Origin of the sequence: Ureaplasma zalophigenitalium (genome assembly GCF_025780055.1) — a bacterium.
GTDB lineage: Bacteria > Bacillota_I > Bacilli_A > Mycoplasmatales > Mycoplasmoidaceae > Ureaplasma > Ureaplasma zalophigenitalium.
The window spans coordinates 95,308-108,588 of record NZ_JAOXHJ010000002.1 but is presented as its reverse complement, the minus strand read 5'-3'; the positions used below and the strand labels follow the sequence as shown (position 1 = coordinate 108,588).

Sequence of the window (13,281 nt, the reverse complement as noted above, 5' to 3'; positions counted from 1 at the left end):
TTCGCACGGATTTATTTAGATAAATCTGATTTTTATATTAAAAAACCTATTTTAGAGAATATTTTGATTTTTTAAAATTTCTAATGCATAAAGTTCGACAGCAATCATGGCACGCACATCGTTTTCGCAATAAATTTTAGCTTCTTTTTGAAATGCATCTCATTGATCGTCATCAAGAGTTTTAAAAACGCGCTTAGTAGTTTTGATTTGGCATTCTAATCCATTACCAATCGCTAATGTTTTATAGTCATAGCATTTGGTTTTATAAAAGAAATCCGGGTAATATTTAGCAACTAATGGTAAAACTTTTTTGATTGAGTAAAAACCACATAAATCAGGAATTAAAATGTTAATTTTATCAAGATTACGAACTGTAAAAAAATCAGCTAAATCAAATAGATTACGAATAATACAAGTAATTTTTTTTGTGTATTCTGCTTCATTAATGTATGCTTGCATTTCCTTCAATCGTGTTTGTTCAAAGGCTTTGTTGTACACCACATACGAATAATGTTCACCATAATATAAACTATCAACCACATCTTTAAATCATTGTTTATTAATTTTTAACGGATCACACATAAGATTTTTGCAGGTTAATCGCTCTAAATCATCATTTTCATGACGTACAATAACCGAATTTTGAGTGACAATTTGTGTAAACGCATAAGTTTGATCATACACACGAATCGCTGTGTTAATAGATTCAAAATCAAAATAAACCTTATTTGGTTTTAATTTAGTTAATAAGGATTGTACATTGGCTTTGTTGATGATTATTTCATTCTTAGCGTATAAATCATATTGGGCTTGTCGCTTAACTTGTTGAAAGGCTTGTTGTACATTGTTTTTATGATTAATATTTCCATATTTATAAATGGCATGGGGAAACACGTAGCCGCTAAATTTACAAAGTTGGTAATTTTCATATTGATATAATGTTCGTAATTCTAAGAAGAAGTCGTTATCTTTGAAAAAACCTTTATCATTATCAGACGGAAGGAAAGGTTCGGGTTTAATAATAGTCTGACTAGTTGCTTGTTTTGCTAATAAATAAGCTTTGTGAGTTTCAAGTTCTGTTATTACACGATCGAATTCCAAAAAAATTAAATTAATTTTTTGAAAAAATCCCCGTAGCCCATAACGTGCATTTAAATAATTTTTGAGATTGGGATCAGTAGCGATTAATTCAAGTAACTCTTCTTGATTAATGAGAAAATCTGGATCTAACAAATCGTCCCACAATAATCCAGAAAAATCACCAGCAAATTCATCAATAAGTGACCCTTGAGAATCTAATTTTATATATCGTCCTTGCTTAAGATTTCGTTTATAATAATCAGCTTGTTCATCAGATAAAAAAAGTCGAATCTTTTCATTGTCATATCCTAAGCCATTTTTTTGGTGAACATAGTAAGGTGTAATACTAAAACTAACCTGATCAGCAACATTTAAACGTTCATATTTGACAATACATAAATAAAAGTGACAAACAAAAAGATTTTGCACATGTGGGTTTTTGCCAATGACTTCATATTGGTAGTATAAATCAAGAATGTGACGTAGTTTAACACTACTGGTTCCTTTCGTTTCAATAACATGCAATTGATCGCCTTCACGTACTAAGGCATCAGGTTTAGTAATTTTATTACCGCTAATAAAAACCGGTTGAAACAAAATGAAATCCTCATCACTGGCCAACAATTCTTGAGTTTTTATATAACGTTCAGGCATGGTCAGTTTTTTATATGCGAGATCGCAATCAATAATTTTTTGAATATGAGGATATGTATTTTTAACGTGCTCTTGCGATTTTAAATCCAAAATAATCCCTTCAGATATTTTCGGATCATTAGCATCTAAATTTGCATTTTGATCAAGAAATTCTTTATATTCTTCATAATATTCGTAATTATCAAATTCTTCTGTTTCATCTTCGTCTTCATCATCAATCAGATCAGTAAAATATCCGGGTGCTAATTTTTCTTTTGCTAGTTTCGTTTGTAATTGAATTTGCGCTTTAATTTCTTGGTTACTAAAAAATCACATGTTTTTTTGTTTTGTGTAGTATCCAATATAGTCATATTTACTAATATATGGCGATTGTTTCATGTTTATATCGGGTTCCTTTGAAGTTTATCTTAATAAAAAGATGTAAATATATTATAATATATTATTAGTATTGAAAAAGTAAGATACATGGATGTTGAGGTGAAAATATGGCTGTAAAACGTGGTGTTCGTTTCCAATGTACTGAGTGCAAAAACATTAATTATATTTCGACTAAAAATGTTAAAACAACTCCTGAAAAATTAACATTAAACAAATATTGCAACAACTGTCGTGTTGCTGTTGCACATACTGAAATTAAGAAAAAATAACAAATAAAAAAGGGGGACTTAAGTTATGTCTTTTAAAATTGATCAAGTAGTAAACATGATTAAACAATTTAAAGAAGCGGATGGGATGATGTTGTATTCAACTCATAACCGTTATTGATTTTTAGAATTTGCTTCGACGGATGGATATGTGTTCATCAATAAAGAAGGTCGTGCAATTTTTCTAGTTGACGGTCGTTATATTACAGCTGCTAAACAAGAAGCTGTGAATGCTGAAGTACGTTTATTACAACGCACAAAAGAAAAAACGTCAGCAGATTTATTACAAGACGCTTTAAATGAATTGAATATTAAGAATTTATTAGTTGAAGGTGATTACTTAACATTAAATACACACGAATTTATCGCTTCGATGGTAAATACAACTATTCCGTTTACTTCTGCGGCTTTAAGAGCGATTAAAACCCCAGAGGAAATTTCTTTCTTACAAAAAGCTTGTGAAATCGCAGCAGACACATGCGCATGAATTCAAAAACAAGATATTATTGGGTTAACTGAAAAACAAGTAGCTAATATGCTAACAAAGCACATGTTGGACTTAGGTGCTGAAAAAAATTCATTTGATCCAATTGTAGCGTCAGGTCCTAATGGTGGTGTTCCACACCATCATCCATCTGATCGTGTTATTGAAAATAATGATATGGTGACGACTGACATCGGTTGCTACTATAAGGGATATGCTTCAGATATCACTCGTTCTTTCTTGGTTGGTGATAAAAATAATCCCAAAATGCAAGAAATTTACGATCTTGTTAAAAAATCACAACAGGCTGGAATTGATATGTTAAGTGACCAAGTAACAGGTGCGCAAGTAGATGATATATGCCGTCAAATTATTAAAGACGCTGGGTATGATGAATACTTTACGCACGGAACAGGTCATGGTGTGGGGATTGAAGTTCATGAGCTACCTAACACTAATCAAGGCAATAAAGAATTATTGTTTAACTATGCAGTTGTGACTGTTGAACCTGGAATATATCTTCCGCATGTTGGGGGAGTACGTATCGAAGATACAATTGCTATTATTGACGGTAAACCCGTTGTATTAACAAAAAACGCTCCTAAATAAAAAATATCATAATTTGGATGAGTTTAAGGAAGGGTATAGTTCAATTTGGTAGAACAATAGACTCCAAATCTATGTGTTACGGGTTCGAGTCCTGTTACCCTTGCCATATAAATTTACCATGATAAAAATCATGATGTTTAAAATAAAAAAACCACCTAAATAAAGGTGGTTTTTTATTATTCTTGGTCTAAATTGTAATATTCTTTTATGTGTACTTTTTGAATCTTTGTTATCATTTGGATAGCAAAGGATTTCTCTCTTGTATATACTGTAAAAACATTAGGTCCATTACGATAAACAATATCAGTTTTTTTAATACCATAATGATTGATTAAATAATCAGTAATTGAAGCTAAATGAGCGGCATCTAAATTAGCGTGCAAAATAGCAACTTTTTCGATATTACCAGCATTTAATTGATTATTATACACATGATCAATTAAATCAATCATTTTAACGTGAGCTTGATCGTAATTACGAGCCAAACCACCATAGTGATTTTTGTACTCTTGTTTAATAATTGGAATCACATGGGCAATTTTCAAGAAAATACCCTTAATTTTCGAAATTCGTCCTGACTTTACCAAGCCGCGAATGTCCTTACAGGCAAACATGCTAGTTGAATACAAAGAGAACTGATTGATATAGTTTCTGATTTCTTGATCAGTATAGTCTCGTTCGTTTAACATCTTTATTAAAGAAAGTGCAAGGTGTTCTAGTGCGTATCCAAAAGTTTGGGTATCTGTTACTATTAATTTATGTGGAAAATCTTGAGCTACCATTTTAAGGTTATTGAACTGCGAACTAAAACCCCTTGATATTCCAATAAAAATGATTTTTTCATATTCTTTTGATAATTCTTCCACCACTTGATAAACGTTACCTAAAACACTACTACTTGTTGAAAAACTATAACCTTGTTCGATGTAGTCAAAAACATCTTGACTACTTAAGGTATTTGGTTCATCTTCAAAAAGTTTTTCATCACTTCGCATAATACTCAAAGGTAAAACACGAATTGGTAAATTATTTAAATGTAAAGGATTAATTGTGGATGAGGAATCAGTTAAAATTATAAATTTTTGCTTCATATTGCCTCCTTATATTTATTTTATAACAAAACAGTTTATTAAAACATAATATAATTAATAATAATGTATAAAGATATATGTTGAGACAAGGAAATAAAATGGATAATTTGAATGCAAAATTAAATTGACAAACTGCTTTTGGTTTGGCATACACTTTAAAACGTTTATATAAGAATATCGAAATCGCAACGATCAACTTACAAGAAGAAGGTTTTTATGTTGATTTTAAAATAAACGATGATATTAAGGTTAGTGTTGATGATTTTAAAAAAATAAAAAAGGAATTAACAAAATTAATTAATAATAAAGAGGTTGTAGATATATTAACCGAATATACAACGGATAGTTTTTTTGTTAATGATCAAAAAAAAGAGAATCCTTATTTAAACTTTTTTCAGATCCGTGACTTTGTTTTTTTAGCCGATTTAGATAAAGGATTTAATTTGTTTAATAGCCGACATTATGAATTATTAAATATGGGTGGAAGCTATTACAAAAACAATGCAAAACTAGATCAATTAGTCCGAATTAGTGGGATTTGCTTTGCTTCTAGTGAGGAGCTAAGTGAATATTTAGAAATTTTAAATGAACGTAAAGAACGAGACCACCGTAAAATTGGCAAGGAATTAGATTTATTTACTTTTAATTTATTAGCTGGCCAAGGTTTACCAATTTGAAAACCAAACGGAACAATTATTAAGCAAAAGGTTCAACAATTTATTAATGAATTAGAATTTATGTATGACTTTACCCCAGTGATCACACCAATCCTAGGAAGTATTGACTTATATAAAACTAGTGGGCATTGAGATCATTATCAAGAAAATATTTTTCCGCCTATTAATGTCGATGACGAGACGTTTGTACTACGGCCAATGACTTGCCCACACCACACTTTAGTTTATAGTGATAATTTACGTTCTTATCGAAATCTGCCAGTCCGATTGTGTGAACATTCAATTTTACACCGATACGAATCTTCGGGTGGTTTAACAGGCTTTGAGCGAGTACGGGAAATGATTTTAGAAGACTGTCACGTTTTCTGTCGTTTGGACCAAATTGAACAAGAAGTACAAAACGCTTTTGCAATGATTAGAAAAGCGCATGAAGGTTTAAAAATCAAGGCTTTTGAAATTCATTTATCATTATATGATGAAAATGATCATGAGAAATTCTATAACGACCCAATCATGTGAAAAGAATCACAAGATGCTTTGCGAGCAATGTTAAATAAAAACAACATTCCTTTCAAAGAAATGGTTGGTGAAGCTGCTTTTTATGGTCCCAAAATTGATTTCCAAGTAAAAACAAGTCTAAACCGTATTATTACCATTTCCACAATTCAATTAGATTTCTTATTACCTAAAAGATTTGGTCTTTCTTATATTGATTCGCAAAAAAATGAAGTTACGCCTGTAATGATTCATATTGGTATCATTGGTACATACGAACGTTTTTTAGCAATTTTATTAGAACAAACAAAAGGAATTCTACCATTCTGACTCGCTCCAACCCAAGTGATTGTTATTCCTGTTAATGAAGAAATCCACGGCGTTTATGCGCGTAATTTACACATGAAATTAAAATCTTTAATGCTACACAGCGTTTATGATGATCGTAATGAACGAATTTCTAAAAAGATTCGGGAAGCACAAATTAACAAAATCCCTTACCAAATAGTAGTAGGGGATAAAGAAATTGAAGATGAAAACTTAGTCACATACCGTGAATATGGACAAGAAACAACACAAACAATCACCTTTACGAGTTTCATAGATTTATTACAAAATAAAATTAAAAATAAAGAATAAAATAAAAATTATTGTCGTTAAAAAAAGACCTTTCCAGGTCTTTTTTTGGTGTTTATTCTTTATTTTCTGCCAAGGCTAAAGCTAGGTTCATTTGTTTTGTTTTATAATACGTGCTTGTTCAGGCACTTGCTAGAATGATACCAACTAGGCCAAACGTTAACACAAAAATTCATCAAGGAATACTTGGGGTAATAATGATGTTAAAGGCGTGGAATATAGCGTATTTATAAATACCTAATAAACCATAAGCTAGCGGAATAGAAAGAGCGATATTTAACAATCAAACAACTGGATAAACAAACATGAAATTGTTAACATTAGCGAAATTACTCTTCCCTAATACTTTCATCATGGCTATGGATTTTTGTGACTCATCTGCTAAAGTTGAGGCAATCACAATAATAATAATGAATAAAGTGGGCATTAAAGCTAACATAACATTTAATAAGATTTTAAATATTGTATTATCTATAGTTTCAGCTAAAATGGTGTTTTCAATATTGGCATCTACGCCGACAAAAGATGGCACAATGACTTGTTGACCAAATGTATTGCGGATTTTTAAAGCCAAACGTTTCATGTTTAAAACAGAGTATTCAGGAAAGCTTACATTAGGGTTATCGTTAACAATTTGGTTTGTTTTTGCTCACGAGAATAACATCATGTAATTGACTGCTGAATCGTGGAAATCGTCATTGAAGTTAGTATCGTTAATAGGTCAGTTACCTAAAGCAGGGGTTAAACCAGAAGGTGAATAGAATGATGCTAAATTATAGAAGAATAACGGATTTTTTTCTTTGGTAAAAAAACCATTAAAGAATCGTGATTCATCAATTTCCAAACCACCTTCATATAAGTGTGTTGTTTTATAATTGTTAAAACCAATTAAAAAGTTTGCAATTTTTTGGTTGATAAAGATTTGTTCATCCATATGCGTATCAACAATCCCCTTGACAACAAATTTGGCACGATATTCTTGGTGAATACCATTAAAAGCGTTTGCATAACGTTGTATGTGATTCATTATTTCATAATCAAATTGATCTCCAACTTTTAAACGATACTTTTTAGCTACAACAGCATTAATTAGGACAGGATAGAATGATTGATCCAAACGATCATCTTGTAAATAAGCCAGCAGATTTTTTTGTTGATCATCATAAAAATCAATTTGTTTTGTTGTAGGGTCTAAATTAGCTAAGTAATTAATCCCTATAATTTTTGCGTGCACTGGCTTGTTTTGTGATCGCATGATACCATTTAGATAAGTATATGTTTGCATTTGTGACTCTGCATCAATATTAATTGTTTTTAAACCAATTTTATATTGGTATTGGTTTAATTTAGGAATAGTTAAGATTTGGGTTACTAAACGGACAAATTCTGGTCTGAATTGTGCAGCACCTTGCTGAGTTCCAACATTATCCCTTAAGTTAAATTGTCATACTCCATCTTTTTTAATAAAGAAGTTATCGGGGTCATTTTTACTTTGAGGAGCTTTGCCGGTTACCGTCCACAAATTAACATGAGGATGAACTAAATTCGGATTGGTAAAATCAGGCACATCATAGTATTTATCAAGTTTATTGTTCTGGGCATCATAAGTGTAACCAAAGATATCAAAGGCTGCATCCAACAATTCTTGTGCATTAGCTTCAGCTTTACCTGATACTTGGTTAGGTAAAAAGTTCTTAGCAAAAACCCAAGGGTTAAATTGAATTTTAAAACCTCCGGTGTCAACTTGGATATTACCATCTAAAGCCATTTTCGTAATGATTTTAGAATCAAGAAATTGGATGTTTTGAAAAATTTCTGGTTGAGTAGATGGTGAAGGGAAATAAGTATTACTTAATATAGGTCCATAACCAACAGGAGCATTAGGGTCGTGGATGTTATTAATAATCCGCATAGCATTATTATATTCAATTGTTGAGTAGGGGAAAGTGTTTACATCCTGTTTGTAAATTTGATCTAAATTATTTAGATACAAATTCATTTGGTGGTCTTGGAAATAAATTTTCTTGACCTGTGAAACGTGGTGTTTTAAAAGGTCGTGATAACTGAATAGAACGGTTCCAGGTTTTTTAAAGAATCCTAAAAGAGAATATTTTTTATCGACTTGATCTGTTGTGCATGTTTGTTTAGTAGACGTATCACATAATTCAGTAGCTTTAATATCAATATGAATTGGTCGATTATAACTCATATAATCAATTTTTCAAACGTTTGGTACTTTGTTATTACTGATATATAAGTTATTATTGAAAGTTAAAATTTGATTGTTCAACCCAGTATTTTTATCATAAACAGCAGCGTGCTTAGTAACTAGACTATCGATTTGATAAACTTCTGCAATGGTTGGTTCGTTTAAATAATCAAGGACACTTAGATCAAAGAAAACACGACGATTTGGATCAATTAAATTAGAGATTATCCGTTTTGTATAAGGTAAACCCTTTACACGGAACTGCAAAGTAAATTCTTGATCTGTAATGGCTGGATCAATATTTGTAAAATAAATTTCAGCTAGTCTTTGATACTCATCAAATAAGTAAAAACCATTTTTTGTGTAATCAAGACGATGTAGATTCTTAGCAAATGCTTTGGTGTCATAAACTAGTTGATTAGGTGTATCAAAAGCTCCTAATAAAGTATAAACGCCGGGTTGTTTTTGCAAACTTTCAACATCATATAACAGGTATTGATCATTTAAATTAGTGATCGGTCTTAAGGTTTTTAAAACACCATCAGCTGATTTGTAGACTAAATTGACAGGTTTAGTTAATTGGGATTTAAGTACACCGATATACTGGTGATGTTGATGAGCAAAATATTTAAAAATGGATTTCTTATCAATTATTTGTAGATCTGTTGCTAATTCTGATTTGAGAATGATTTTCTGCTGACCATGGTTTTTTAAATTAGCATACTCAAACTGGTACACATGATTGTTAGGTAATTGATCAATTGGGAAATTAATGAACCCTTGTGCATCGATTTGCGACGATAGAATTATTTTCTCACTGTTTTCATTAATGAAATTTAACTGAACAGGGAAATTAGTATAATCTGAAACTTTAGCTTCTAATAAAACCTTCTGAATAATTGGTTTCATCGGTGCTTGTGGCGTTTGCGAACCTATTAAAGAGTAAGGAGAAGTGTAATATAACCCACCTTGACTAGTTGGGCTAAATAAGTCTACAGCAAATTCGTAAGAACGCTGTTTATTGGTGTGGATTGCCGATTGAACAAAATTATTTTTAGCCGAGGCTAACATGGTAGCAGTAATTGTAAATGAACTACAAATAACCATTAAAATTGACATCCGCATTAAATTAGAAATAACATATGTGGAACGTAAAACAGCGTTTGCACCAAATTTCCGTAAAAGTTTATGCGAATGCATCATTAATTTACTTAATTTAAAACCAGGATCACCTTTCATAGTTTCAGCTACAGGTTTTGACAAAATCTTAAAAATAGTTATCAAACTAATAAGAGCAAGAATGGTCACCAATGCGCCTATTAAAGCGAATATTCAACCCACGGAAACGTAGTTTGTCGGTAAACTAATAAACCAATATGGGTGGAATAGACTCATAAGAACGGGTTGTAAAAAGAAAGCGATCGGGTAAGCTATAACGGTTGTAAATAAAGGGGGAAGAATGAAGAAAGGTAAAAAGGATAATCAAATTTGTGTTTTAGAATGACCTTGAGCCAACAAAGTAGCAAACATAATTTGCCGTTTTTTAATAAGGTTTCGTAAACTTGTCCCAACAAAATACATACCTAGAATTAGAATTAAACAAATTAAGACAATCGCAACACTTAAAACGATGTGCGTTAGACGATCTAAAAAAGCTACACGCTTAGAGTATAACGGGAATATTTTAACAGCTTCATTTTGTTTATAAATTTGAGCTTTATGAGAAGTATCAAAAGCGGATTTCAACGATTCATAAATCTGATTTTTTCTAAAGGTCTCATATGGTTTTGTATTTGTTTTTAGGGTGTAATAAGAAAGAATAGGAACCGAACTATTATAAGTTTTTAACTTATCAAAACCACTTTGGTTTAAAAATAAAACAGCAGTTTTCTTAGTGTCTATTAATATATCATCACTATTTACAGCAGGGAACATGAATTCTGGTGAATCTGCGCCACCAACTAAATAAAACACTTGGTTGTTAACTTCAATTTTGTTTTCGGCTGGCACGACATAACGTAATCAGGATTCATAATCTTTGGGTATTTTTTGTCCATTAATTTCAACAAAAGGAGGGAAATCATCGTTTTTCTTATATGGTAGGTTTTGTGCTTGAATGAAAGAATTTCAATCACCTGGTTTTTTTTCTTTATTTAAAGCTAGTAAATAAGATCGAGAAACATATGCTAAATCAGCTGATTTTGTGAAGATATTAATGTTAAAGGGGATTTGTATATCATGCGATTTAGAAACTGTTGCTTCAATTAAATAACTATCACCGGCTACCTGGTAATTTTTGAAATTAAACAACTGTAAAAAATGCATGATGCTAGTTTGTAAATTTTTAAAATTAGTTGGATATTGAGTAGTCCATTGTTTCAGAGCATCTAAATCATGATATTGGGTAAAAGGCTGATAGATAATACTATATTTTTGCAAGTTTAAACCCTGTGGTAGATGTGTTTGTTCATCTTCGTGATCCTTGACTATAATTTTTAATAAGTTTAATTGTGCCGTGGTTGTTTTGGGTTTGTTTTGCAAGTCAACAAACACTGTATCCTCGTTTAAATAATAAGCTGGTAAATAAAAACGTTTTTGACTTTGCGGATCAATGAATACTGCTTGCAACTGGCTATTTGCTTGGAAACTATGAGGTTTTACATGAATACTAAAATAATTAGGTTGTATGGGTTTAAATTGTTGATACACATCAAAGCTAAATTCTTCAGCTTCTTTTTGGTATTCATTAGAAGTTAATCAATCCCCATTTTGGTATAAAACATTGAAGAAATCAAGTAAATTAAATTTATGAATAACATTAGGCGTAATGTAGGGGCTGTAATTGCGTAAGGCGTGAGGAATACTTTGATCTTGTGTTTGATCTTTTTCATAAGTTAATTTCAGATATTTTTCAAAGGCCTTATAACTTAAAAACATGTTTTCAAAATTACTAAATTCCGCACCTGTTGATTGGAAAAAGATTCGTTGATATTTTTTATCATATTTTAAAGAGTCTTTATTTTTATCATCAATCTGTACCATATTATCAATACGATATTGGTTATCAACTATTTGATTGTTCATATAAGTTGGTTGATCAACGTTTAAGGCAATAAAGTTTGTATTCGATTTTGAATCTTTAAAAACCCCAGACTCATGTCGCTTATAATAGACATCATGTTCATTTAAGGTGTTTAAAAAACTTGCTTTTAACCAGTCTTCATAGATATAGTGGTTAGTCTGAGCGACATTAATTTTAGCTTTCAATAAACGACTGTTATTAATTAAAGATACATCCTGAGGATGTTTTTTTAATTCTTCAGAAACGATTTTTAATTGGCTTTTTAGATAAGTCAATTCGCGTTTATTACTTAGATATTGTTGTTCAGAATATTCATAAAAGATTTTAACTTCATCTTTAATACGGGTATTTAATAAAGCCTTTGCATTAGCAATAATATCTAATAAAACTGGAAATTGTTTTTGATCAGTAATCATTTGCTTAGGAATTAATAAATTGTTAACAAAAAGGTCACGATATTTTGCTTGTGGATCATTAATCGCAATTTCATTATTGTATTGGTCTTTAAGACGATTAATTAAGTTATAAGTTTCAGGATCAACATTGTTTAGTGGATGATTTTTATAGCGTAAATACTGGGCAAAAAAGAAGTAGCGATCAGAAGATTTTTGTAAATCAATGTATAAAGGAATTTTTACAAAATCTTCACTAATTGTATTTTGTTCTAAAAAATCAACTATGTGCGCTCAAGTTTGGCCATAATTATTAAAAACATTGTAATCAAATTGATGATATGTGTTTTGCTGAATAATTTTTTTATAATCTAAATCAACGTTTTTGATCACCATAGGATTAGTAATATAGTTTTTTAAATCAAAACCCAGTGCTTTATCAAAAGTGTGGAATGACAGGTAGGGATCATTAGCTTTTACAACAGCTGTGTTGATTTTAAAAACATGATTATATTGCAAACGATTGTCTTTTAAACTTGGAGTTTTAAATAAAACCTTTCCTGCTTGTAAATTTTGGGTTCCAACAAATTTGATATGATTATTAACTTTATCAAAAACAAGATTATTGTAATTAGTTGCTAATTCATCGTTATCTTGATTATTATCATTAAATCAAAAAGCGGTATAGATACGATTTTCATCTAAATAATTTTTATTTATTGTACCTTTTAGGTTTGCGATTTTATTATTGTCGTCTCTAGGTCAGTATAAACCAAAGTCGTTGGGACTTGGAAGGTTCAAATACTTTTGTTGACTTAGACGTGCCTTGTTAAAAACTTGTAATTTAACAATATCATTTTCATTGTAAGTAATTTGATTGTTGCTAATTGGTATTTCGTTAAACACTAAAACATCTTCGTTGAGAGGTTGAACTAAAAACTCGTGAGCTAATGCTGACTTTCGTAAATCATTTTGCGATTTATTTAATCGTTGGACTGTTATAGTTGTTGTAGAGACGACAATCGTTGAAACAATCATTAAAATTGATAATTGAATCATCAGTGTTTTTGTCCGAAACAAGAACTTGAACATATTTTTCATTAATAATCAAAATTTGCGCATAATCCACCAAAATCTTTAAATTAATAATTGTATTACATTAATATTAATATAAATTATTTTACTTTTACACAATATTTTAATATAATAATGATTGTGTTGTAATAAC

General features: G+C 30.5%; 6 protein-coding genes and 1 tRNA gene. 4 read left to right on the top strand and 3 right to left on the bottom strand.

Annotation, left to right across the window (positions count from 1 at the left end; translation table 4 throughout):
• Positions 1-51 precede the first annotated feature (51 nt).
• The gene (locus tag OF365_RS01415; protein WP_263817826.1) at positions 52-2,112 is read right to left on the bottom strand and encodes a DUF2779 domain-containing protein; all 2,061 of its coding nucleotides are present in this window, start codon (positions 2,110-2,112) and stop codon (positions 52-54) included.
• A 107-nt stretch (positions 2,113-2,219) separates the two neighbouring features.
• Between OF365_RS01415 and rpmG the strand changes: the two genes are divergently transcribed.
• The 3 genes from rpmG (at position 2,220) to OF365_RS01400 (ending at position 3,577) form a co-directional block, all read left to right on the top strand.
• Complete coding sequence (gene rpmG, locus OF365_RS01410; protein ID WP_263817825.1) at positions 2,220-2,381, top strand: 50S ribosomal protein L33; 162 nt, start codon at positions 2,220-2,222, stop codon at positions 2,379-2,381.
• Positions 2,382-2,406: 25 nt separating this feature from the next.
• The gene (locus tag OF365_RS01405) at positions 2,407-3,471 is read left to right on the top strand and encodes an aminopeptidase P family protein (RefSeq protein ID WP_263817824.1); all 1,065 of its coding nucleotides are present in this window, start codon (positions 2,407-2,409) and stop codon (positions 3,469-3,471) included.
• A gap of 29 nt (positions 3,472-3,500) precedes the next feature.
• A tRNA-Trp gene (locus tag OF365_RS01400) sits at positions 3,501-3,577 on the top strand.
• 70 nt (positions 3,578-3,647) lie between these two features.
• Here OF365_RS01400 and OF365_RS01395 read toward each other — a convergent pair.
• On the bottom strand, positions 3,648-4,562 hold the full coding sequence (locus OF365_RS01395; RefSeq protein WP_263817823.1) for a DegV family protein: 915 nt from the start codon (positions 4,560-4,562) through the stop codon (positions 3,648-3,650).
• A 98-nt stretch (positions 4,563-4,660) separates the two neighbouring features.
• On the opposite strand from OF365_RS01395, the gene thrS reads away from it, so the two are divergent.
• On the top strand, positions 4,661-6,373 hold the full coding sequence (thrS, locus tag OF365_RS01390; protein ID WP_263817822.1) for a threonine--tRNA ligase: 1,713 nt from the start codon (positions 4,661-4,663) through the stop codon (positions 6,371-6,373).
• 52 nt (positions 6,374-6,425) lie between these two features.
• On the opposite strand, the gene OF365_RS01385 is transcribed toward thrS, so the two are convergent.
• Complete coding sequence (locus OF365_RS01385; protein WP_263817821.1) at positions 6,426-13,112, bottom strand: ABC transporter permease; 6,687 nt, start codon at positions 13,110-13,112, stop codon at positions 6,426-6,428.
• Positions 13,113-13,281: the final 169 nt, after the last annotated feature.